Origin of the sequence: Rhizobium sp. BK251 (assembly GCF_004345245.1) — a bacterium.
In the GTDB taxonomy this organism is placed as follows: Bacteria; Pseudomonadota; Alphaproteobacteria; order Rhizobiales; family Rhizobiaceae; genus Rhizobium.
The window spans coordinates 552,306-575,442 of record NZ_SLUQ01000004.1; the positions used below are offsets into that span (position 1 = coordinate 552,306).

24 protein-coding genes are annotated in these 23,137 nt (G+C 60.4%); 18 read left to right on the forward strand and 6 right to left on the reverse strand.

Annotation, left to right across the window (positions count from 1 at the left end; genetic code table 11):
- Nucleotides 1-24: 24 nt before the first annotated feature.
- From mnmE to hemE, 4 genes are all read right to left on the reverse strand, one after another.
- Nucleotides 25-1,362: a tRNA uridine-5-carboxymethylaminomethyl(34) synthesis GTPase MnmE gene (gene mnmE / locus EV286_RS12545; protein WP_132957449.1), complete on the reverse strand. Its 1,338-nt coding sequence runs from the start codon at nucleotides 1,360-1,362 to the stop codon at nucleotides 25-27.
- A gap of 137 nt (nucleotides 1,363-1,499) precedes the next feature.
- On the reverse strand, nucleotides 1,500-2,765 hold the full coding sequence (rho, locus tag EV286_RS12550; RefSeq protein ID WP_132957450.1) for a transcription termination factor Rho: 1,266 nt from the start codon (nucleotides 2,763-2,765) through the stop codon (nucleotides 1,500-1,502).
- Nucleotides 2,766-2,957: 192 nt separating this feature from the next.
- Nucleotides 2,958-3,497, reverse strand: a complete 540-nt coding sequence (gene hemJ, locus EV286_RS12555) for a protoporphyrinogen oxidase HemJ (RefSeq protein ID WP_132957451.1) — start codon at nucleotides 3,495-3,497, stop codon at nucleotides 2,958-2,960.
- A 3-nt stretch (nucleotides 3,498-3,500) separates the two neighbouring features.
- Nucleotides 3,501-4,535 carry a uroporphyrinogen decarboxylase gene (gene hemE, locus EV286_RS12560; RefSeq protein WP_132957452.1) on the reverse strand — a complete coding sequence of 345 codons (1,035 nt, stop codon included), beginning with the start codon at nucleotides 4,533-4,535 and terminating at the stop codon, nucleotides 3,501-3,503.
- Nucleotides 4,536-4,933: 398 nt separating this feature from the next.
- On the opposite strand from hemE, the gene EV286_RS12565 reads away from it, so the two are divergent.
- From EV286_RS12565 to dnaQ, 5 genes are read left to right on the forward strand one after another with little or no spacing between them, the layout of a single operon-like run.
- The gene (locus EV286_RS12565; RefSeq protein ID WP_132957453.1) at nucleotides 4,934-5,755 is read left to right on the forward strand and encodes a pyruvate, water dikinase regulatory protein; all 822 of its coding nucleotides are present in this window, start codon (nucleotides 4,934-4,936) and stop codon (nucleotides 5,753-5,755) included.
- A 33-nt stretch (nucleotides 5,756-5,788) separates the two neighbouring features.
- Complete coding sequence (locus EV286_RS12570) at nucleotides 5,789-6,388, forward strand: Maf-like protein (protein ID WP_132957454.1); 600 nt, start codon at nucleotides 5,789-5,791, stop codon at nucleotides 6,386-6,388.
- Complete coding sequence (locus tag EV286_RS12575) at nucleotides 6,381-7,244, forward strand: shikimate dehydrogenase (RefSeq protein WP_132957455.1); 864 nt, start codon at nucleotides 6,381-6,383, stop codon at nucleotides 7,242-7,244. Before EV286_RS12570 ends, EV286_RS12575 begins: the two co-directional genes overlap by 8 nt.
- Nucleotides 7,241-7,852, forward strand: a complete 612-nt coding sequence (gene coaE, locus EV286_RS12580) for a dephospho-CoA kinase (RefSeq protein ID WP_132957456.1) — start codon at nucleotides 7,241-7,243, stop codon at nucleotides 7,850-7,852. The genes EV286_RS12575 and coaE overlap by 4 nt, the downstream gene beginning before the upstream one ends.
- Complete coding sequence (dnaQ, locus tag EV286_RS12585) at nucleotides 7,845-8,555, forward strand: DNA polymerase III subunit epsilon (RefSeq protein ID WP_132957457.1); 711 nt, start codon at nucleotides 7,845-7,847, stop codon at nucleotides 8,553-8,555. The genes coaE and dnaQ overlap by 8 nt, the downstream gene beginning before the upstream one ends.
- Before the next feature lie 51 nt (nucleotides 8,556-8,606).
- On the opposite strand, the gene secB is transcribed toward dnaQ, so the two are convergent.
- Nucleotides 8,607-9,089: a protein-export chaperone SecB gene (gene secB, locus EV286_RS12590; RefSeq protein WP_132957458.1), complete on the reverse strand. Its 483-nt coding sequence runs from the start codon at nucleotides 9,087-9,089 to the stop codon at nucleotides 8,607-8,609.
- A gap of 103 nt (nucleotides 9,090-9,192) precedes the next feature.
- Nucleotides 9,193-9,708, reverse strand: coding sequence for an FxsA family protein (locus EV286_RS12595; RefSeq protein WP_132957459.1), 516 nt, complete (start codon nucleotides 9,706-9,708; stop codon nucleotides 9,193-9,195).
- Nucleotides 9,709-9,852: 144 nt separating this feature from the next.
- On the opposite strand from EV286_RS12595, the gene EV286_RS12600 reads away from it, so the two are divergent.
- From EV286_RS12600 to accD, 13 genes are all read left to right on the forward strand, one after another.
- On the forward strand, nucleotides 9,853-10,557 hold the full coding sequence (locus EV286_RS12600; protein ID WP_132957460.1) for a Tim44/TimA family putative adaptor protein: 705 nt from the start codon (nucleotides 9,853-9,855) through the stop codon (nucleotides 10,555-10,557).
- Complete coding sequence (locus EV286_RS12605) at nucleotides 10,554-11,672, forward strand: murein transglycosylase A (RefSeq protein ID WP_132957461.1); 1,119 nt, start codon at nucleotides 10,554-10,556, stop codon at nucleotides 11,670-11,672. The genes EV286_RS12600 and EV286_RS12605 overlap by 4 nt, the downstream gene beginning before the upstream one ends.
- Nucleotides 11,672-12,235, forward strand: a complete 564-nt coding sequence (locus EV286_RS12610) for a Smr/MutS family protein (protein ID WP_132957462.1) — start codon at nucleotides 11,672-11,674, stop codon at nucleotides 12,233-12,235. The genes EV286_RS12605 and EV286_RS12610 overlap by 1 nt, the downstream gene beginning before the upstream one ends.
- On the forward strand, nucleotides 12,232-12,597 hold the full coding sequence (locus tag EV286_RS12615; protein WP_132957463.1) for a helix-turn-helix transcriptional regulator: 366 nt from the start codon (nucleotides 12,232-12,234) through the stop codon (nucleotides 12,595-12,597). The genes EV286_RS12610 and EV286_RS12615 overlap by 4 nt, the downstream gene beginning before the upstream one ends.
- A 148-nt stretch (nucleotides 12,598-12,745) precedes the next feature.
- The gene (gene gyrB, locus EV286_RS12620; protein WP_132957464.1) at nucleotides 12,746-15,181 is read left to right on the forward strand and encodes a DNA topoisomerase (ATP-hydrolyzing) subunit B; all 2,436 of its coding nucleotides are present in this window, start codon (nucleotides 12,746-12,748) and stop codon (nucleotides 15,179-15,181) included.
- Nucleotides 15,182-15,359: 178 nt separating this feature from the next.
- On the forward strand, nucleotides 15,360-16,313 hold the full coding sequence (locus EV286_RS12625; protein WP_132957465.1) for a glutathione S-transferase family protein: 954 nt from the start codon (nucleotides 15,360-15,362) through the stop codon (nucleotides 16,311-16,313).
- A 307-nt stretch (nucleotides 16,314-16,620) separates the two neighbouring features.
- Nucleotides 16,621-17,898, forward strand: coding sequence for a polyhydroxyalkanoate depolymerase (gene phaZ / locus EV286_RS12630; RefSeq protein WP_132957466.1), 1,278 nt, complete (start codon nucleotides 16,621-16,623; stop codon nucleotides 17,896-17,898).
- Between the two features lie 156 nt (nucleotides 17,899-18,054).
- On the forward strand, nucleotides 18,055-18,492 hold the full coding sequence (locus tag EV286_RS12635) for a DUF2852 domain-containing protein (RefSeq protein ID WP_132957467.1): 438 nt from the start codon (nucleotides 18,055-18,057) through the stop codon (nucleotides 18,490-18,492).
- An 87-nt stretch (nucleotides 18,493-18,579) separates the two neighbouring features.
- The gene (locus tag EV286_RS12640; protein WP_132957468.1) at nucleotides 18,580-19,341 is read left to right on the forward strand and encodes a M48 family metallopeptidase; all 762 of its coding nucleotides are present in this window, start codon (nucleotides 18,580-18,582) and stop codon (nucleotides 19,339-19,341) included.
- Nucleotides 19,342-19,422: 81 nt separating this feature from the next.
- On the forward strand, nucleotides 19,423-20,097 hold the full coding sequence (locus tag EV286_RS12645; protein WP_132957469.1) for a phosphoribosylanthranilate isomerase: 675 nt from the start codon (nucleotides 19,423-19,425) through the stop codon (nucleotides 20,095-20,097).
- A complete protein-coding gene (gene trpB, locus EV286_RS12650; RefSeq protein ID WP_132957470.1) occupies nucleotides 20,094-21,314 on the forward strand; it encodes a tryptophan synthase subunit beta in 1,221 nt (406 codons plus the stop codon). Before EV286_RS12645 ends, trpB begins: the two co-directional genes overlap by 4 nt.
- A gap of 4 nt (nucleotides 21,315-21,318) precedes the next feature.
- Nucleotides 21,319-22,158: a tryptophan synthase subunit alpha gene (gene trpA / locus EV286_RS12655; protein WP_132957471.1), complete on the forward strand. Its 840-nt coding sequence runs from the start codon at nucleotides 21,319-21,321 to the stop codon at nucleotides 22,156-22,158.
- A 39-nt stretch (nucleotides 22,159-22,197) separates the two neighbouring features.
- On the forward strand, nucleotides 22,198-23,109 hold the full coding sequence (gene accD, locus EV286_RS12660; RefSeq protein ID WP_132957472.1) for an acetyl-CoA carboxylase, carboxyltransferase subunit beta: 912 nt from the start codon (nucleotides 22,198-22,200) through the stop codon (nucleotides 23,107-23,109).
- Nucleotides 23,110-23,137: the final 28 nt, after the last annotated feature.

Consider the following 23,137-nt stretch of genomic DNA (forward strand, 5'->3'; position numbering starts at 1 on the left):
CAGCCTACGTGTGTTTCACGTGAATCATTTCCCGATGCAGAATTCCGAAAAGATCACATCAAGCAACCCCTCGACGTCGACGCGACCAGTGATGCGTCCAAGCGAGTCGCCGGCAAGACGCAGGTGCTCCGCTCGCACGTCAAGTCCGGCATTTTCATCGCTGAGGGCCATCTCGATTGCAGCGCGTGCATCAGTCAGATTCTGCACATGCCGCAGGCGGTTTGGCAACGCCGAAGACATGCCACTTATGCGACTGCGCAACTCCTCGGCTATCAAGGCATGAAGGCCGGCGAGGCCAGCTCCGGTCTCGGTGGAGATCGCAATGTCATAGGCATCCTGGTCGCCTTCTACATGCAGATCGAGCTTCGTTCCGATCCGGAAGGCCTTGGCGCCTTGCCGAGCCAGCTGCGCCTCATCCAGGACGGGACTCGTGCCAATCTCTTCAAGGGCGAGAATCAGGTCCGCTGATGCTATCGCCTCTCGGGCGCGGCGTATGCCCTCCCGCTCGACCGTCTCCGCGGAAGCTCGCAGGCCCGCAGTATCGTAGAGCTTGACGACAAACCCTTCGATATCGAGTTCCACCTGAAGAATGTCGCGGGTCGTGCCAGCAATGTCCGTGACGATCGCTACCTCGCGGCGCGCAAGTGCATTCATCAGGCTCGACTTGCCCGCATTGGGCGGCCCGGCAATGACAATCTTCAGGCCATCCCGGATGATCTCGCCGGCCGAAGCGCCCTGGAGATGCTGGTCGAGTTCGACGCGCAGACCACGCAGGTCACTCCAGACCTGTTCGGACACCGAGCCGGGCACGTCGTCCTCGTCGGAAAAGTCCAGCTCCGCCTCGATCAGCGCGCGGCCGCGCGTCAGCCGGTCCGCCCAGGAATGGTAGAGCGTCGACAATCCGCCGGATGCCTGCTCGACGGCAAGGCGCCGCTGCATTTCCGTTTCGGCGGCGATGAGGTCGGCCAAGCCCTCGATCTGCACCAGGTCCAACTTGCCATGCTCGAGCGCGCGGCGGGAAAACTCACCCTGTTCCGCTAGTCTCAACCCATCAAAGCTCGCGAGTTCCGAAAGCAGTGCTTGGACGACGGCGCGACCGCCATGCAGATGGATCTCGACGCAGTCCTCTCCTGTAAAGGAGGCCGGTCCGTGAAAGGGAAGAACGAGTGCACGATCGATAATGATATCGTTACGAGTCCGAATCGTTCGCAATGCTGCCTGACGTGACGCGGGAACGGACCCACAAAGAAGTTCCGCCGTTGCAAGCGCTTTTTTGCCACTGATGCGAACCACAGCAACACCAGACGGCAAAGCGCCACTGGAAAGCGCATAAATCGTATCAGAGTGCGAGGTAAAAGACATTGTGTGGGTCCGACGTTCAACGAAATCAGCGTCTTAGCGCAGAATTCGCGATTCGGTTCGAGTCCGAATCGATTCGGCCACTATCAAGCCGAGCGTCAAAAGCGCCCGCGCATCTATAGGTGCGCGGGCGGCAAAGATCACGTGTTCATCGAATCGAAGAAGTCCTGGTTGTTCTTCGTCTGCTTCAGCTTGTCCATGAGGAATTCGATGGCGTCGGTCGTGCCCATCGGGGCGAGGATGCGCCGGAGCACGAAGATCTTCTGCAGGTCCTGGCGCGGCACGAGGAGGTCTTCCTTACGCGTACCGGACTTCAGGATATCCATCGCCGGGAAGATGCGCTTATCCGCTACCTTGCGGTCGAGAACGATTTCCGAGTTACCGGTGCCCTTGAATTCTTCGAAGATCACTTCGTCCATGCGGCTGCCGGTATCGATCAGCGCGGTCGCGATGATCGTCAGAGAGCCACCTTCCTCGATATTGCGGGCCGCACCGAAGAAGCGCTTCGGGCGCTGCAGCGCGTTCGCGTCGACACCACCCGTGAGTACTTTGCCCGAAGAAGGAACAACGGTGTTGTAGGCACGGCCGAGGCGCGTGATCGAATCGAGCAGGATAACAACATCGCGGCCATGCTCTACGAGACGCTTCGCCTTTTCGATCACCATTTCGGCAACCTGCACGTGGCGAACCGCCGGCTCGTCGAAGGTCGAGGAAACCACCTCGCCACGCACGGAGCGCTGCATGTCCGTCACTTCCTCGGGACGCTCATCGATCAGGAGGACTATCAGATAGCATTCGGGATGGTTGGCCGTGATCGAATGAGCGATGTTCTGCAGAAGGACAGTCTTACCGGTACGCGGGGGCGCCACGATAAGGCCACGCTGGCCTTTGCCGAGCGGGGCGACGAGATCGATGACGCGTGCCGAGAGGTCCTTCGACGTTGGGACATCAAGTTCCATCTTGAAGCGCTCATTCGGATAGAGCGGCGTCAGGTTGTCGAAATGAACCTTGTGGCGGATCTTTTCCGGATCGTCGAAATTGATCGTGTTGACCTTGAGGAGGGCGAAATAGCGCTCGCCTTCCTTCGGGCCGCGAATCGGGCCCTCGACCGTGTCGCCGGTCTTCAGCGAGAAGCGCCTGATCTGCGAAGGCGAGATATAGATATCGTCCGGGCCTGGCAGATAGTTTGCATTGGCAGAACGCAGGAAACCGAATCCGTCCTGCAGAACCTCAACGACACCCTCCCCAATGATCTCGATATCCTGGCTGGCAAGCATCTTCAGGATGGCAAACATCAGCTCCTGCTTGCGCATGGTGCTGGCGTTTTCGACCTCGAGCGATTCGGCAAACGCCAGCAAATCGGTCGGGGATTTGTTCTTAAGTTCTTGAAGCTTCATTTCAGCCATGAAGGGGGACCGTACTCTATTCTGGAAGGGGGAAAGGCGATGTTGGCGATTATTCGGTACTGCGAGGGGGTCCGCAGACGACTGAATTTACACACATGCCACGAAGATGAGATGCGCGGAAAATAGCGACTCGTTTTGACGCCCGCAAGAGGGGTGCGCGAAATCACCTAAAATTAGCTACTTGGCCAATCTTCAGAACGGTTTGACCACGACGAGAATGACAATAGCGATCATCAGCAGTGTGGGGCCCTCGTTGGCGATCCGCCAATAGCGCGCCGAACGGCGGTTCTCGTCGCGGGCAAAAGCGTCGACGGCGCGGGAAAAGAAAACGTGGATTCCTGTCAGGATCACGACGAGGCCGATCTTCGCATGCAGCCAACCGCCCTGGAAACCATAAACGGACCAGGCAAGATAGAGCCCGGCAATCCAGCTTATCATCATCGCCGGGTTCATGATGATCTTCAGGAGCCGCCGTTCCATCAGCTTGAAGGTCTCGGACTGAACCGATCCAACCTCGGCATCAGCGTGGTAGATGAAAAGCCGCGGCAGATACAAAAGACCCGCCATCCAGGATATCACGGCGATAATGTGGATTGCCTTGGCCCAGAGATAGAGATCGTCCCGGCGCCACAGGAAAACGCCGATCGCAAGCAACAGGAAGATCGCGAGCGCAACCATCGCCCTTCGGCGCGCATAGGCGCCTGGACGCGCGTTGCCTGTTTCTCCCGCCATCGGTCAGCCCTTCCACCCGCGAACGCGCTTGACGAGCATCTTCACGTGCTCGGGATCCGCCTGGGGCGTGATGCCGTGGCCGAGATTGAAGATCAGCGGGCCTTGCGCCAAATGCTCGAGGATCGCATCGATTCCGTGTTCAAGCGCCTTGCCGCCGGCAACCACCCGCATCGGGTCAAGATTTCCCTGGATCGGCCCTTCGCGCTGGAGTTCCGCCGCAAAGCTCAAGGGCACGGACCAGTCGAGGCCGATCGCATCAGCACCCGTGCCGGAACGATAATTCTTCAGCATGTAGCCGGCACCCTTGGCAAAGGCGATCACGCGCGCCTTCGGGCGACGGGACTTGACCGACGCGATGATCCGGGCGACCGGCTCCACCGCAAAGGCTGCGAATTCTTCCTCTCCCAGCACGCCGGCCCAGGAGTCGAATATCTGCACGGCATCGGCACCCGCATCGATCTGAGCAACGAGATAATCGGCAGAAATCTCCGCAAGGATGGAGAGAAGATGCCGGAATGCCTGCGGATGCTGATAGGCAAAGAGGCGCGCAGGCGCTTGGTCGGGAGTTCCGTGGCCCGCGATCATGTAGGTCGCGACCGTCCAGGGTGCTCCACAGAAGCCGAGAAGAGTGGTCTCCTCGGGTAGCTCGGCGCGCAGGCGCCGCACAGTCTCCATGACAGGTGCGAGATGTGTGAGCACGCCGTCGGCCTTCAATGCACGAATTCCGTCTTCATCGATCGGATCGAGCTCCGGCCCATGGCCTTCGGTGAAACGCACATTCCTTTTCAAGGCATCAGGAATGACGAGAATATCCGAGAAGAGAATGGCGGCGTCAAAGCCGTAGCGGCGGATCGGCTGGAGGGTGACCTCGACCGCATGCTCCGGCGAATAACAGAGGTCGAGGAAACTTCCGACCCTCGCACGCGTCTCCCTGTATTCGGGAAGATAGCGTCCCGCCTGCCTCATAAGCCAGACCGGCGGCACCGCAAGGCTCTCTCCTTCCAGCACCCTGATTACCTTCCGGCGAATTCCACTCAAGTCGTCGTTCCCTAAATAAAACAAAGGATATTTAAAAGGTTTCTATTTCTTAGAGTCGGTGTCTATCAAGGATTAAAATCAGACCACGTCCCATCCCCAGAAGCCTTGATTGCAGACGCTCGTCGAATGCAAAAGCGTGAATTTGCGCTAACTCAGGTGAAGATAGAATTTATCGTTTGATTTCCGAGCTTTAAATGATGGTCAAATTGACGCTGCCTGGGGACAGGCTGTGGACAGATAACGGAAAGACAAAAGCTTTCCACATTTACGAAAAGTCCTCGTGCCGCCGTCCCGAAAATCGCGAATGTGGAAAAACCGCGACTTTTCCCCTTGCCTTGGAAGGCGGCCGGCCATTAGCTCTCCTCGTCCCGCCTTATCAACAGATGACGGAAAATAGCGTGGAGAACCGGACGAACTTCTTCCATCTGCATCTGATTTCTGACTCTACCGGCGAGACTCTCATCTCCGCCGGCCGTGCGGCCTCCGCGCAATTCCAGTCGAGCCAGCCGATCGAGCATGTCTATCCGCTCGTTCGCAATCGCAGGCAGCTATTGCCTGTGCTTCAGGCGATCGACGAAGAGCCCGGTATCGTCCTCTATACGATCGTTGACCGGGAGCTTGCCGATCTTATCGATGAGCGTTGCCGCGAGATGGGTGTGCCTTGCGTCAATGTGCTCGAGCCGGTGATGAACGTCTTCCAGACCCATCTCGGTGCACGCTCGAGCCGTCGCGTGGGTGCCCAGCACGTGATGAATGCCGATTACTTCGCTCGCATCGAGGCGCTCAATTTCACTATGGATCATGACGACGGCCAGATGCCCGACGATTATAATGACGCCGACGTCGTCATCATTGGCATCAGCCGCACGTCGAAGACGCCGACCAGCATCTACCTCGCCAATCGTGGCATCAAGACTGCGAACATACCGATTGTGTCTGGCGTGCCGCTCCCGGAAGGCCTTTTCGCAACAACAAAGCCGCTTATCGTCGGGCTCGTCGCGACGACAGACCGCATCTCGCAGGTGCGTGAGAACCGCATTCTCGGAACGGTGACGGGTTTTGACACGGGTCACTATACGGATCGCGCCGCGATCGCCGAGGAACTGAAATACGCCCGCTCACTCTGCGCACGTCACAACTGGCCGATCATCGACGTCACCCGGCGGTCGATCGAGGAAACGGCTGCGGCGATCGTTGCGCTTCGGCCCAAGCTGCGCTAGGCGCATGCGAGCAGCAATCGCTTTGGAGATCTCATGACGCTGTCCCTCATCCTTGCTTCCTCGAGTCCCTTTCGCCGGATGCTGATGGAAAATGCCGGCCTTGCCTTTGCGGCGGTGCGCGCGCAAATCGATGAGCGGGCGATAGAGGCGCCGCTCGAGCGCGATGGAGCGACACCGGATGCGGTTGCCCTGGTGCTCGCCAAGGCAAAGGCCAAGGAAGTGAGCGATCGCTTTTCCGGCGCGCTCGTCATAGGCTCCGACCAGACGATGTCTCTCGGCGAGACCGTTTTCCACAAGCCGCAGAATCTGATGGAGGCGGAAAACCACCTTCTGGCACTTTCGGGAAAGACGCATCGCCTGAACAGTGCCATCGCCCTGGCAAAGGACGGCGACATCATCTGGGAGCATCTCTCCCATGCGGAACTGACGATGAGACCGCTGTCCCGTCAGTTCATCGGCCGCTATCTCAGCCGTGTCGGGGAGAAGGCCTTTGCCAGCGTCGGCGCCTACCAGCTCGAGAGCGAGGGCATTCAGTTGTTTTCGGCGATCAACGGCGACTACTTCACGATATTGGGGCTGCCGATGCTTCCGCTTCTCGGGAAGCTGCGCGAACTGGATATGATTGATGGATGATTCACGTGAAACATCCGGCCTGCCGCACGCCTTCGTCACAGGCTACCCGATCAAGCATTCGCGTTCGCCGTTGATCCATGGCTACTGGCTGCGCAAGTTTGGATTGGCCGGTACCTACCGTGCCCATGAGGTGTCGCCGGCGGATTTCCCCGCATTCATCGCATCGCTGAAGGACGGCTCCGCCGGATTCCGGGGCGGCAACGTCACGATACCGCACAAGGAGGCCGCCTTCCGCCTAGCGGATCGACCGGACGAACTTTCGGAAGAGCTCGGGGCTGCCAATACACTCTGGCTGGAAGACGGCCGGCTCAGCGTCACGAATACGGACGGACGCGGCTTCGTTGCCAATCTCGACGAACGCAGCCCCGGTTGGGATAGGTCCAGCTCGGCAGTTATCTTCGGCGCCGGTGGCGCAAGCCGCGCGGTCATCCAGGCGGTGCGCGATCGCGGCGTCAATGATATCCACGTCGTCAACCGGACGGTTGAGCGAGCCCGCGAATTGGCGGACCGATTTGGTCCGCATGTTCACGCGCATCCCGTCGGCGCGCTCAATGAAGTGATGGCCGGCGCCGGCCTTTTCGTGAACACAACATCGCTCGGCATGGATGGTGGTGAAGTCCCGAGCATAGATTTCTCGCCGATGATGAGCGGGGCAGTCGTCACCGACATCGTCTATGTGCCACTGAAGACGCCGCTGCTTTCCCAGGCAGAAGAACAGGGCTTTGCGATCGTCGACGGTCTCGGCATGCTCCTGCATCAGGCTGTACCTGGTTTTGAAAAATGGTTCGGCAGGAGACCGGTTGTAGACGAGGCGCTGCGTAGCCTCGTCATCGCGGATATGGATAGACACCCATGATCCGCATCGGCCTGACTGGATCCATCGGCATGGGCAAGTCGACCACCGCGAAGCTCTTTGCGGAGGAGGGGGTTCCCGTCAACGATGCCGATGCGGTGGTTCACGATCTCTATGCCGGCGAGGCGGCGCCGCTGATCGAGCGGGCCTTTCCGGGGACGACGACGAACGGCGCGGTTGACCGCAAGGCACTCTCGGAACGTCTGGCGACAAGGGCCGACGGCTTCCAGCGGCTCGAGGCGATCGTCCACCCTTTGGTGCGCCGCCGCGAACAGGAGTTCCTGAGCAAGCAGCGCGACGCGGCTGCCGACATAGTGGTGCTCGATATCCCGCTGCTTTTCGAAACGGGCGCGGTCGAAAGGGTCGACGTTATCGTCGTCGTCACCTGTGATCCACAGATTCAGCGGCAGCGTGTGCTTGCGCGACCGGGCATGACGGAGCCAAAATTCCAGATGATTCTCGCCCGCCAGACACCGGATGCGGAAAAGCGGGCGCGGGCCGACTATATCATCGATACCGGTCACGGCATCGCGGCCGCGCGAGCGGAGGTGCGCAACATCCTGGCGGATCTGCGGCGCCGGACAATGGAAGGAACGCCTCGGAATGCGTGAGATCATATTCGATACGGAAACCACAGGTCTGGATAGTCGGACCGACAGGATCATCGAAATCGGCGGTATCGAACTCATCAACCATTTCCCGACGGGACGCAGCCTCCATCTCTACGTTAGTCCCGGCGACCAGAAGGTTCATCCGGATGCGCTTGCCGTTCACGGCATCACGGACGAGTTCCTGAAGGACAAGCCGCCCTTCGCGGACATTGTCGAGGAGTTGCTTGGCTTCTTTGAAGGCGCGAAGTGGATCGCGCACAATGCGACCTTCGACATGGGCTTCATAAACGCGGAATTCGCCCGGCTCGGGCTTCCACCGATCCTGCCCGACATGGTGACGGATACCCTTTCGCTTGCCCGTCGCAAGCATCCAATGGGGCCGAACTCGCTCGATGCGCTCTGCCGCCGCTATGGTATCGACAATTCGCATCGCACCAAGCACGGCGCCTTGCTCGACTCGGAGCTGCTTGCCGAGGTCTATATCGAGATGATCGGCGGTCGTCAGACCGCTCTCGGTCTGGCGACGGTCAGCGCAAACCGGGCGGGAGTGGATACTGTGGACGACGATGCGGCCGGTGCGATCCTGGTTCGGCCGGAGCCCCTCGCGCCACGTCTGACGACGATCGAGCGCGCGGCTCATGATGCGCTTGTTGCAAAGCTGGGCGAGAAGGGCATCTGGGCGAAATATGGCCGGCAGAATTGAAAAGCCCGGGCTTTTGGCCCGGGCGAAACTCTGTTCGGCTTTTGCACTTGATCAGTTCGGCACAGCCTGAACTTTTGCGCGAGCCTGTTCCTCGGCGACGCGCTGCGTAAACATCTGCGCGAAATCGATCGGGTCGATCATCAGCGGCGGGAAGCCGCCATTGCGCGTGACATCGGCAATGATCTGGCGCGCAAAGGGGAAGAGCATGCGCGGGCACTCGATGAAGAGAACCGGCAGCATGTGCTCCTGCGGAAAGCCAGTGATGCGAAACACGCCGCCGTAGACGAGCTCGGTGTGGAAGACGATCTTGTCGCCATCCTTGGCTTCGGCAGTCAGCGAAAGCACGACGTCGAAATCCGATTCCGACAGCGGGTTCGCGTTGACATTGACGTTGATGTTGATTGCCGGCGCCTTGTCCCTGGCCTGCAACGAGCGCGGAGCACCAGGATTTTCGAAGGAAAGGTCCTTGGTGTACTGGGCAAGAATTGTCAGGCTTGGGCTCGTGGCGCCATTGTTTGTGTTTTCATTGGCCATAGGCTTTTCCTCGCGGCTTTATGGTGTGCCGCCATCTAACATCTCGTATCGGCGCTTACAACCCTTGCGGCGCCGCCCTGGCATGCGACGGGTGCGAAGCGCCTCAATCCTCGATCTGCTTCCGGTCCGACCAGGGCGAGTTCTTCTTGTTTGCCTCGCGATGATAGTCGCTTTCATCGAGATCGACCACCGGCCCGCTGCCTCCCTCCCGACTGGCCGGTCCGCACTGAGCGGCATTGCCGAACGGTCCGGCGGAGCCCAGTATAACGATCCGGCGGCTCAAATGCTTCCATGCGAGGTCGCGCACGAGCGGAATGAAGAGAAGAATACCGAGTATATCGGACAGGAAGCCAGGGATGATCAGGAGGAAGGCGGCAATCACGATCATCGCGCCATGGATGATGTCGCGACCCGGCACGGCGCCGTTGCGGCTTTCGACTGCGATGCGGCGCAGAATGCCAGGTCCTTGCAGGCGCAGAAGTGCGATTCCGACGAAGACGCTCAGAATGACGAGGCCGAGTGTCGCCCAAAGGCCGACCGCACGGCCCACGATAACGAAGCCCGCGATCTCGGCCAGCGGCATCAGCATCACGGCGATCGGAAAGAGTGAGAAGCGCATCGGTCCGTCCTATCGGTCTGCGGCCCGCTTTCGGGCCTTTTTCATCATGCTCGCCAAAGATATGGCAAGGCTATTTGAATGATTGGTATATGCGGACTATATGGGAGTAGAAACGGGAAATGTTAACAGCGGTTGCGGGACGACATGGGTTCTAATGACTTCATCACTCTGTTTTTTCTGGTGGCGGCGGTACTGATCTTCCTCCAGCTCCGCAGCGTCCTCGGCCGCCGCACGGGAAATGAGAAGCCTCCACGCGATATTTTCAGCCCGCGCGATGCTGCCGGTGCGCCGGATGGCGCCGAAGCCGGCAAGGTCGTCACCTTGCCGCGCCGTGATTCGACAGGTGAGGAGGAGGACCGCTTCGCTGCAGTCGACTCCTTCGCCAAACCCGGAACGCCGCTTAACGAATCGTTGCGCAACCTCAGCAGGGTCGATCCGGCCTTCAACCCGAAGGAATTCGTGGACGGCGCCCGCATGGCCTATGAGATGATCGTCATGGCATTTGCCGACGGCGACCGGAAGGCTTTGAAAAACCTGCTTTCCCGCGAAGTCTTCGACGGCTTCGACGCTGCTATTTCCGAGCGCGAGGCTCGCGGCGAGACGGTGAAGTCCACATTTGTGGGAATCGACAAGGCCGAGATCAGCAATGTCGAAGTCCGCGGTAGCGAGGCGCAGATCACCGTTCGCGTGGCCTCGCAGCTGATATCGGCGACATATGACAAGGCCGGCACGCTCATCGAGGGTGATGCCGAGTCGGTCGCCGAGGTCAACGACCTCTGGATCTTTGTGCGTGATACCCGTTCTCGCGATCCCAACTGGAAATTGATGGCGACCGAATCGGAACAATGAGCGCCGGGCCACTTTTGGATTTTTCCCTCCGTCCCGTCAGCTTCGCAGACATGGAGGGGTGGAACGATGATGATCCCTCCGATCTCTTTGGCGCTCTGGAGGCCTGTCGCCGCCATATTGCCGGCGTAAAGCCCTATAGGACCGGCGCTCTCGGCCTGACCGCCGACGACTTGCTGCCATTGCTCGAGGCGGCAAGAGATCTCAATTCCCAAAGCGCCGATGAGGCGCGCGCCTTCTTTGAACGGAATTGCCAGCCCTTTCTGATCGCCCGAAAGGATGGCGAACGCGGTCTGGTGACGGCTTTTTACGAGCCGGAGATCGAGGTTTCGGACGGGCCGGACGTGAATTTTCGCTTTCCGATCTACCGTCGACCCGATGACCTCGTCGATATCGACGACAATAACCGCCCGGCGGAATTCGACCCCTCTTATGTTTTCGGGCTTCTTCGCGACGGAGTGATCTCGGAATATCCCGACCGCCGAACGATCGACGAAGGCTATCTCCAGGGACGCGGGCTGGAGATTGCTTGGGCGAAATCCAGGGTCGATCTCTTCTTTGTCCACGTCCAGGGAGCCGCGCGCCTTGCTTATCCCGATGGGCGCAGGGCGAGGATCACCTACGCAGCCAAGGCCGGCCATCCCTTTTCCGGCATCGGCAAGCACTTGATCGAACGCGGCGAGATCGACCCCGCCCGGATCTCGATGCAGGCGATCCGCGCCTGGCTCGCAGCCCACCCCGACAAGGTGGACGAGGTGCTTTGGCACAATCGCTCCTATATCTTTTTCCGCGAGACTCCTTTCCAGGAGGAAGACACGGGGCCCGTCGCGGCTGCCAAGGTGGCGCTGGTCGCCGGTCGGTCCCTTGCTGTCGATCGACTGATCCACACCTTCGGATATCCCTTCTTCATCCGCGCCGAGAGCCTGACGCATATCGGCGGCAGGCCGTTCCAGCGGCTGATGCTGGCGCTCGACACGGGCTCGGCGATCGTCGGGCCGGCCCGCGGCGACATCTTCACCGGCTCGGGCGACGCTGCCGGCGAACTGGCCGGCACGGTGCGCAACGAGGCCGATTTCTACATTCTCATTCCGAAGGCCGCAGCCGCGAGGTTCGGCTGATGGCAAAGGACAGGAAGCTCTCGTCGGAGGAACGAGTTCTCTGGGGCAAGGTCGCCCGCAGCACTCATCCGTTGCCCGACAAGAAGGGCGAAATGCAAGCCCTGGACGCCTTCCTGGTCGAGGTGGAAACGGAAATAATTCCGGAACGGCAAAAGGCCTCACCCGTTGCGGAGGAAGGCGGTTCCGCGATGCCGACCGGACAGAAGCAACCGGCGGGACAACATCATCCCTTCGAGCGCCCGGTGAAGCGCAAGCTTGCCAAGGGGCGCCTGGCTCTCGAAGCCCGTATCGACCTGCACGGGCTGATACAGAGCGAGGCGCACGCCATCCTGCTCGAATTCCTGGTGCGTGCGCACGAGCGTGGCCTGCGGCACGTGCTCGTCATCACCGGCAAGGGAAGCTCCATGGGCAGCGAAGGCGCACTGAAACGGGCCGTGCCGCTGTGGTTCGCGAAACCGGAATTCCGCTTCCTGATCTCGTCCTATGAGACGGCTGCGCATCATCACGGCGGCGAGGGCGCTCTCTACATCCGCCTGTCGCGGCAACGTGGAGCCAGGCTATGACTCCTTTCGGCGAAGCGGTCCGCAGGCTGAGGCAGCGCAAGGGTGTCTCGCAGAAGGAAATGGCCGCCGCGATCGGCGTGTCGCCGGCCTATCTTTCCGCCCTCGAGCACGGCAAGCGCGGAACCCCGAGTTTCGACCTGCTTCAGCGCATCGCGGGCTACTTCAACATCATCTGGGATGAAGCCGAGGAATTGTTCCTTCTTGCCCGCGCTTCGGACCCCCGCGTGGTCATCGACACCTCGGGTCTGGCCCCGGAATATACGGCCTTCGCCAACCGTCTTGCGAGCCAGATACGCCATCTCGATGCGCGCCACATAAGGGAACTTTCGAAGCTTCTGGAAAATGCCGCCAAGGGGGGCTGAAAAGCGCCTTAATCCCCTGTTTTATGCCTTAATTCCAGGGGCGGGCGTTTGGAACTTCCTTCAAACTTCCTATATTCCGAACTGGAAAAACCGGTGATTCGCAAGGCTCGCCGCGTTGTTTCTGTCAAAATGGAAAGACCTCAAAAATATGACCGATCCATCCGCGATTGAAAACGGCGCAAGCGCCGAGTATGGCGCAGATTCCATCAAGGTTCTGAAGGGCCTTGACGCCGTTCGCAAACGGCCTGGCATGTATATCGGCGATACGGATGATGGTTCGGGATTGCATCACATGGTCTACGAAGTCGTGGACAATGCGATCGACGAGGCGCTGGCAGGTCACGCCGATATCGTTACCGTGACGCTCAATCCTGATGGCTCGGTGACGGTTACCGATAACGGACGCGGCATTCCGACGGACATCCATACGGGCGAGGGCGTTTCGGCCGCCGAGGTCATCATGACCCAGCTGCACGCGGGTGGTAAGTTCGACCAGAATTCCTACAAGGTTTCGGGCGGCCTGCACGGCGTGGGCGTCTCCGTCGTCAACGCGCTGTCGGTATGGCTGCGACTGAAGATCAGGCGCCAGGGCAAGATCCACGAGATGAGCTTCACCCACGGCGTGGCGGACGCGCCGCTGAAGGTCACGGGCGATGTCATCGACCTGACGGGGACGGAAGTCACCTTCATGCCGAGCACCGAAACCTTCACCATGACCGAGTTCGACTATGGCACGCTTGAGCATCGCCTGCGCGAACTTGCCTTCCTCAATTCCGGCGTCCGCATCCTCCTGACCGACAAGCGCCACTCGGACGTCAGGCAGGAAGAGATGCTCTACGACGGCGGGCTCGAGGCCTTCGTGCGCTACCTCGATCGCGCGAAGAAGCCGCTTGTCGATAAGCCTGTCGCCATCCGTGGCGAAAAGGACGGCATCACGGTCGAAGTGGCGATGTGGTGGAACGACAGCTACCACGAGAACGTGCTCTGCTTCACCAACAACATTCCGCAGCGCGACGGCGGCACCCATATGGCCGGCTTCCGCGCGGCCCTGACGCGCCAGGTCGTTTCCTATGCCGATAGTTCGGGCATCACCAAAAAGGAAAAGGTGACGCTCCAGGGCGAGGATTGCCGGGAAGGCCTGACAGCAGTCCTTTCGGTGAAGGTGCCGGATCCGAAATTCTCCTCCCAAACCAAGGACAAGCTGGTTTCCTCCGAGGTGCGGCCGGTGGTCGAGAGCCTTGTCAGCGAGGCACTGAGCACCTGGTTTGAAGAGCATCCGGCCGAAGCCAAGATCCTGGTCGGCAAGGTGGTCGAGGCCGCCGCCGCCCGCGAAGCCGCCCGCAAGGCCCGCGAACTGACGCGCCGTAAGGGCGCGCTCGACATCGCCTCGCTGCCTGGCAAGCTCGCCGACTGCTCGGAGCGCGATCCCGCCAAATCCGAACTCTTCCTCGTCGAGGGCGACTCGGCAGGCGGTTCGGCCAAGCAGGGTCGATCGCGCGAGAACCAGGCCATCCTGCCGCTTCGAGGCAAGATCCTGAACGTCGAGCGCGCGCGCTTCGACAAGATGCTGTCGAGCCAGGAAATCGGCACGCTCATCACCGCGCTTGGTACCGGCATCGGCAAGGACGAGTTCAACGCCGAAAAGCTGCGTTATCACAAGATCATCATCATGACGGACGCCGACGTCGACGGCGCTCATATCCGCACGCTGCTGCTCACCTTCTTCTTCCGTCAGATGCCGGAGCTGATCGAGCGTGGCCATCTCTTCATCGCCCAGCCGCCGCTCTTCAAGGTCGCGCGCGGCAAGTCCGTCCAGTACCTGAAGAACGAGCAGGCGCTGGAAGAGTACCTGATCAGCCAGGGCCTCGATGAGGCGACGCTGCAGATGGGTTCGGGCGAAGTTCGCGCAGGCCAGGATCTGCGGGAAGTGATTGTTGACGCACTGCGGCTGCGGGCTCTGCTCGACAACGTCCACTCCCGCTACAATCGCGCAGTCCTCGAGCAGGCGGCAATCGCCGGTGCGCTCAATGCCGACGCCATCAGCGATTCGAGCCGGGCAGCGGAGCTCACAGCCGAGGTCGCGCGACGCCTCGACATCATTGCCGAGGAGACGGAGCGCGGCTGGACGGGAAGCATCACCGACGAGGGCGGACCGCGCTTCGAGCGGATGGTCCGAGGCGTCAGGGAAGTCATCACGCTGGACATGGCGTTGATCGGCTCCACGGACGCACGCCATATCGACCAGCTCTCACCGAAGCTGAAGGAAGTCTACAGCACCCCGCCGGTACTCGTGCGGCGCGAAGGCAATCTCGACATCCCCGGTCCGCGCGCACTGCTCGACGCGATCTTTGCGAGCGGCCGCAAGGGGCTGACGATGCAGCGCTACAAGGGTCTCGGCGAAATGAACGCAGAGCAGCTGTGGGAAACGACGCTCGATCCGAACGTCCGCTCGTTGCTGCAGGTAAGGGTCAATGATGCGACCGACGCCGACGGTCTCTTCGCTCGCCTGATGGGCGACGAGGTCGAGCCGCGACGCGAATTCATCCAGGACAATGCGCTGAGCGTTGCAAACCTCGATATCTGATCCGATGCCACGTGGATCGCTCCGGTGATTCACGTGGAACATTGCCCGAGGGCATTCGCGAACTGGGCCCTCACTGCGGTCCGGTTGACGCAGTGTTTCCAGAATGCGGACCTCCCGCGCGCGGGAAAACGGGGTAGTAGTCCCGGATAAGCGGAGCTCAGCGCAAGGAGACGAAATCTTGCTGATTGACGGAAAATGGACCGAGGACTGGCAGCCTGTTCAGGCCAAGGACGAACAGGGGCGCTTCATCCGTCAGGTTTCCAGCTTCCGCAACTGGGTCACACCCGACGGTTCACCAGGCCCGACGGGCAGGGGGGGCTTCGCCGCCGAGGCTGGCCGCTATCATCTGTACGTCGCTCTGATCTGCCCGTGGGCATCACGGACCCTCATCGGTCGCAAGCTCAAGGGCCTGGAAAACGTGATCTCCCTATCCGTCGTCGAGCCCGTCCTGACCAAGCAGGGCTGGCGGTTTGGCGACTACCCCGGCGCAACCCTCGACCATGTCGGCGGCGCAACCTACATGCATGAAATCTATACAAAGGCCGATCCCCATTTCACGGGCCGCGCAACCGTTCCCGTCCTTTGGGACAAGAAGACGGCAACGATCGTGAACAATGAATCCGCTGATATCCTGCGGATGATGAGCGTCGGATTCGGCGAGCTCGCAAGCGATGCGATCGACCTATACCCGGCTAACAAGCGCGAGGAGATAACCTCCTTCAACGAGCGGATCTACCCCGTTCTGAACAACGGTGTCTACCGCTCCGGCTTCGCCACGACGCAAGGCGCCTACGAGGAAGCGGTGCGGGATGTTTTTGCTTGCCTCGACCAGGTCGAGCGGGAGATGGAGGGGCGCGCGTTTCTCTTCGCCGACCATCCGACCGAGAGCGATATCAGGATTTTCGTCACACTTGTCCGCTTCGACAGCGCCTATCACGGCATCTTCAAGTGCAATCTGCGCCGGCTGTCGGACTATCGCAACCTGCGCGCCTTCTGCCGCCGGATGCTCGACTGGCCCGGAGTTGCCGAGACGGTGAACCTCGACCATATCAAACATGGCTACTATTCCATCGCCTCGCTCAATCCTAACGGTATCGTGCCGCTCGGACCGGCAAGAGAGGAACTGTTCTAGTAGATCCTATCCGTCGAGAGGAGTGACGCGCGCTTTGCCATGCAGCATTTCAAGGCCTGGGCGATCTTCGCATCCGCACTCGAACTTTCGTTGCAAAACGAAAAGTTACCGTCTTTAGGGAACATTGAATTCCTTGATTCATTCTTATTCCGCAAATCGGATTACGCCTGTCTTTGTATGACGAAGCGACGGGGGCTTTATTGCCCTGCAACAAAAACATGCTAGTCTGGCAGACCAATGCTCTGAGAATTTGACGCTCACCGAAAGCGGCGTTGTCTTTGCACTATTCAGAAAGGTAGCGCTTTCCATGTTTTATCAGCTTTATGAACTGAACCACGCTGCCCTTGCGCCCTTTCGGGCCGCAGCGGACCTTATGCGGATGGCCTATGCCAATCCGCTGAATCCCGTTTCTCACACCGTCGTGGGCCGCACGATGGCCGCAAGTCTCGAAGTCTTCGAACGCAGCACGCGCCGTTATGGCAAGCCGGAGTTCGGACTGAACGAGACGACGATCGACGGCAAGACCGTTTCCGTCCACGAGAAAATCGCCTGGAGCCGGCCGTTCTGCAATCTCATCCACTTCGAGCGCAGCCTTCCTTCCGGCCACGGCCAGGATCCGCGCTTCCTGATCGTCGCACCGATGTCGGGCCACTATGCGACGCTGCTGCGCGGCACCGTCGAAGCGCTGCTGCCGAGCGCCGACGTCTACATCACCGATTGGATGGATGCTCGCATGGTCCCGGTGACAGAGGGGAACTTCGACCTCGAGGACTATATCGACTACGTCATCGAGATGCTGCACCACCTCGGCCGCGACACCCATGTCATCGCCGTCTGCCAGCCCTCGGTTCCCGTCCTTGCCGCTGCCGCCATCATGGAAGACGCGCGTGATCCGCTCGTTCCGTCCTCGATGACGCTGATGGGTGGACCGATTGATACGCGCATCAATCCGACCGCGGTCAACCAGCTTGCCAAGCAGAAGCCGCTCGAGTGGTTCCAGGACAATGTCGTGATGAACGTGCCCTGGCCGCAGCCGGGCTTCATGCGTCCGGTCTATCCTGGATTCCTCCAGCTTTCGGGTTTCATGTCGATGAACCTCGACCGGCACATGATCGCCCACAAGGACTTCTTCATGCACCTCGTCAAGAACGACGGTGAGCCGGCAGAAAAGCACCGCGATTTCTATGACGAGTATCTGGCCGTCATGGACCTGACAGCCGAATTCTACCTCCAGACGGTCGACATGGTCTTCATGAAGCACGCCTTGCCGAAGGGCGAACTCATGCATCGCGGCAACCGGGTCGATCCGACCGCCATCCGCAATGTCGCACTGCTGACCGTCGAAGGCGAGAACGACGACATCTCCGGCGTCGGCCAGACCCAGGCTGCCCATACGATCTGTATCAATATTCCGGACCACATGCGGATGCATTATCTGCAGCCGGATGTCGGTCACTATGGCGTCTTCAACGGCTCGCGCTTCCGCCGTGAGATCGTGCCGCGCATCCTGGCCTTTGCGAAGCAGCACGCGCGCTCTGGCAAGGCGGTCGTCAAGCAGGTCATCAAGGGCGGTAAGTCCGCCTGAGGCAAGCGCGCCTTTAGGTGATACTGAATTAGCGATTGCGATTCAGTGGCTTGTCCGATTTCAAGCGCGATCGTCTTGAAGCTCGGGGTAGGGGTAACCACATCGATTTCAGCGCTCCGGCATCCAGCCGGGCGCCAAGAGCGAGGATACCTCACGATGAACCAGTCAGCATTGCTTCGGCCGGATTGGACTCCGGCTACCATTGCCCTGATGATACTCGGCTTCGTGGTTTTCTGGCCGCTGGGACTTGCCATGCTTGCCTATATCATGTTCGGCGAACGCCTGAGAGGGTTCAAGAAGGACGTGAACGAGAGCGCTGACGGCTTCTTTTCCAGCTGCCGACGTTCAAAGGGCCGCTATCGCAACCACTTCTCCACCGGCAACGTCGCCTTCGACGACTGGCGCAAGGCCGAACTGGAGAGGCTGGAGGAAGAGCGCCGTAAGCTGGACGAAATGCGTGCCGAGTTCGACAACTATGTTCGCGAGCTGCGCCGCGCGAAGGATCAGGAAGAGTTCGACCGCTTCATGCGCGGGCGCAACAGCAAGCGCGACGGCGACGACAATGGTCCGGCCCCGGAATTCTCCACGCCGTAACCGCAGACATGGCTTTTTGAGGCCGGCATCCTTTCGATGCCGGTTTTTCCTTCGCGGATGAGACACCGAATCATATAAAAGCCTGTCATGTTCCCGCTTTTGTCCAAGCCTCGCCGGACTTCAAGGAAACCGGCCGCACCGGAAAGCCGCACGCTCGACGTCGCTGGCCGGTCGATGCCCCTGACCATCCGCCAGCATGACCGGGCAACACGCATTACCCTCAGGATCGAGCCCGGTGGACGGGCGTTGAAGATGACGATCCCGACGGGGCTGGCGGTGCGGGAAGTGAATGCTTTCCTCGACCGTCATCAGGGATGGCTCCTGACCAAGCTTGCGAAGTTCTCGACGGAGAGCCGACTTCACGATGGCGGCGAGGTGCCTATCCGGGGCGTCATGCACAGCATCGAGCATAGCGGCAGCCTTCGCGGACTGACGGAAGTCTCCACGATCGACGGCAAGGCGGTGCTTCGCGTCAGCGGCCTGCCGGAACATCTCGGAAAACGGGTCGCCACCTTCCTCAAGAAGGAGGCACGGGCCGATCTCGAGCGCCTGGTCGCCCATCATGCGGGGGCGATCCGCAAGCCGGTTCGTTCGATCGCCATGAAGGACACCCGCAGCCGCTGGGGCTCCTGTTCGTCTGAAGGCAATCTCAGTTTCTCGTGGCGCATCGCGATGGCGCCACCATCGGTGATCGATTATCTCGCCGCTCACGAGGTTGCTCATCTCAAGGAAATGAACCACGGGCCGCGCTTTTGGGCGCTGTGCAGGAAGCTCTGTCCACATATGGAAGAGGCCAAGGCCTGGCTGAAACGTCACGGCAGCCAGCTCCATGCCATCGATTTCGATTGAAAGACGAAATCAGCTCCCGCCGCGGGCTCGTCTGTTGTAAATTGGCTCGACTCTTTTTGCTTTTCGTGTCACTTCGCTGCCATGACACTCGACATCAAGATATGCGGGTTGAAGAGCCCCGAGGCCATCGAGCGCGCGCTCGCGCGAGGCGCGACCCATATCGGTTTCATTTTCTTCGAGAAGAGCCCTCGCTATATCGAGCCGGACGTAGCCGCAAAGCTGGCGGAGGCGGCCCGCGGCAGGGCCAAGATCGTGGCCGTCACCGTCGATCCGACGAATGACGATCTTGACGAGATCATGACGCTTCTCAGGCCGGACATCCTGCAGCTGCACGGAAACGAGAGCCCCGAGCGGGTGCTGACGATCAAGGCAATCCACAACGTGCAGGTCATGAAGGCGCTTCCAGTGCGCGACGAGAATGACCTGAAGCGCGTGGAATCCTATATCGGCATTGCCGACCGCTTTCTCTTCGATGCCAAGCCGCCCAAGGGCTCGGAATTACCCGGCGGGAACGGCGTGTCTTTCGACTGGGCGCTGATGCACTGGCTTGACGAAAGCGTGGATTACATGCTTTCGGGGGGATTGAACAAGGACAACATCGCCCGCGCTCTGGCCGAGACCAGGACGGGTGCGATCGATATTTCATCCGGTGTCGAGAGTTCTCCGGGTATCAAGGACGTCGCCATGATCGACGAGTTTTTCGACGCCGTTGCAGAGGCCTGCGCCCCCGAGCAGGCATCAGGGAGCTTAAAGTGAACCAGACGCCGAAACCAAATTCCTTTCGCTCCGGCCCCGATGAGGACGGCCGCTTTGGCATCTACGGCGGTCGTTTCGTAGCCGAAACGTTGATGCCGCTGATCCTTGATCTGCAGGCTGAATGGAACAAAGCCAAGGACGATCCCCAGTTCCAGGCGGAACTGAAGGATCTCGGCGCTCACTATATCGGCCGCCCGAGCCCGCTCTACTTCGCCGAGCGCCTGACGCAGCATCTTGGCGGCGCCAAGATCTATTTCAAGCGCGAGGAGCTGAACCACACCGGTTCTCACAAGATCAACAATTGCATTGGCCAGATCCTGCTCGCCAAGCGGATGGGCAAGACGCGCATCATCGCCGAGACCGGTGCCGGCCAGCACGGCGTCGCATCGGCGACCGTAGCCGCCCGATTCGGCTTCCCCTGCGTGGTATACATGGGCGCGACCGATGTCGAGCGCCAGGCGCCGAACGTCTTCCGCATGAAGCTCCTCGGCGCCGAGGTCAAGCCGGTGACGGCCGGACACGGCACGCTCAAGGATGCCATGAACGAGGCGCTGCGCGACTGGGTCACCAACGTTGAAACGACATATTACCTGATCGGCACGGCTGCCGGTCCGCATCCCTATCCGGAGATGGTGCGCGACTTCCAGTCGGTCATCGGCACCGAGGCGAAGGAGCAGCTGCTTGCCGCCGAGGGCCGCTTGCCCGACCTCGTGATCGCGGCCGTTGGCGGCGGCTCGAACGCCATCGGCATCTTCCACCCCTTCCTCGATGACGAGAGCGTCAAGATCGTCGGTGTCGAGGCAGGCGGCAAGGGCTTGCAGGGTGACGAGCATTGCGCCTCGATCACGGCGGGTTCGCCCGGCGTCCTTCACGGCAACCGCACCTATCTGCTGCAGGACGGAGACGGCCAGATCAAGGAAGGTCATTCGATTTCCGCCGGCCTCGACTATCCCGGCATCGGCCCGGAGCATTCCTGGCTGAACGATATTGGCCGTGCGGAATATGTGCCGATCATGGACTACGAAGCGCTGGAGGCGTTCCAGCTGCTGACGCGCCTCGAGGGCATCATCCCGGCGCTAGAGCCCTCGCACGCGCTGGCCGAGGTCATCAAGCGCGCGCCGAAGATGGGCAAGGACGAGATTATCCTGATGAACCTTTCCGGCCGGGGCGACAAGGACATCTTTACCGTCGGCAAGATTCTGGGAATGGGACAGTAACATCATGACCGCACGCATGGACAAACGCTTTGCCGAGCTCAAGGCCGAGGGCCGCCCGGCACTGGTGACCTATTTCATGGGCGGCGATCCCGATTACGAGACCTCGCTCGGCATCATGAAGGCGCTGCCCGAAGCCGGTGCCGACGTGATCGAGCTCGGCATGCCGTTTTCCGATCCGATGGCAGACGGTCCGGCGATCCAGAGGGCCGGGCAGCGGGCGCTGAAGGGCGGCCAGACGCTGAAGAAGACGCTGCAGCTCGCCGAGGAGTTCAGAAAGACGGATGATCGCACCCCGATAGTCATGATGGGTTACTACAATCCGATCTACATCTATGGTGTGGATCGGTTTCTCGACGATGCGCTGGCAGCCGGCATAGACGGTCTGATCGTCGTCGACCTGCCGCCGGAGATGGATGACGAGCTTTGCATCCCGGCGCTTCGCAAGGGTATCAACTTCATTCGGCTGGCGACCCCGACCACGGACGATCGCCGCCTACCTGCTGTTTTGAGGAATACGTCCGGCTTCGTCTACTATGTGTCGATGAACGGCATCACAGGCTCGACCCTGCCGGATCCCTCAGTCGTTTCCGGTGCCGTAAGGCGGATCAAGAACCACACCGCGCTGCCGGTCTGCGTCGGCTTCGGCGTGAAGACGGCTGAGCACGCTAAGCTGATCGGGGCTGCAGCTGATGGCGTCGTCGTCGGCACCGCGATCGTCAACCAGATCGCAACCAGCCTCACGAAGGACGGCAAGGCTTCACCGGACACCGTTCAGTCCGTGGCGACCCTTGTTCGCGGCCTATCCACGGGAACGCGTTCGGCGCGCCTTGTTGCTGCCGAATAAATTCCCCACATTGGCACTGGTCAACCAGGAGTATTCGAATTGAACTGGATCACGAATTTCGTTCGCCCGCGGATCAATTCCATGCTGGGCCGGCGCGAGGTTCCGGAGAATCTCTGGATCAAATGCCCCGAAACCGGCGAGATGGTCTTCCACAAGGATCTCGAAAGCAACAAGTGGGTCATTCCCGCTTCGGGCTATCACATGAAGATGCCTGCGAAGGCTCGCCTGGCCGACCTCTTCGACAATGGCGACTATGAAGCGCTGCCGCAGCCGAAGGTCGCGCAGGACCCGCTTCGCTTCCGCGACTCCAAGAAATATGTCGACCGCCTCAAGGACAGCCGCATCAAGACCGAGCAGGAGGACACCATCCTCGCCGGCGTAGGCAAGGTCCAGGGCCTCAAGCTCGTCGCTGTCGTCCACGAGTTCAATTTCATGGGCGGTTCGCTCGGCATTGCAGCCGGTGAGGCGATCGTCAGGGCCTTCGAGCGCGCGATCGCCGAGAAGTGCCCGCTGGTGATGTTCCCGGCTTCCGGCGGCGCGCGCATGCAGGAGGGTATCCTTTCGCTCATGCAGCTTCCGCGCACGACGGTTGCCGTCGACATGCTGAAGGAAGCTGGCCTTCCCTATATCGTCGTTCTGACCAATCCGACGACCGGCGGTGTCACGGCCTCCTACGCGATGCTGGGCGACGTACATCTCGCAGAACCCGGTGCCGAGATCTGCTTTGCCGGCAAGCGCGTGATCGAGCAGACGATTCGCGAAAAGCTGCCGGAGGGGTTCCAGACTTCGGAGTACCTGCTTGAGCACGGCATGGTCGACATGGTGATCAAGCGCCATGACATACCGGCGACGCTTGCCCGGCTGTTGAAGATTCTGATGAAGCAGCGCGAGGAAGCGCTTGAGTCCGAGGTTTTGGACGCAGCAGCATTGCCCATCGCCGTCAACGGCTGATCGGAAATCAAACGGTTGCCCTTGGGGC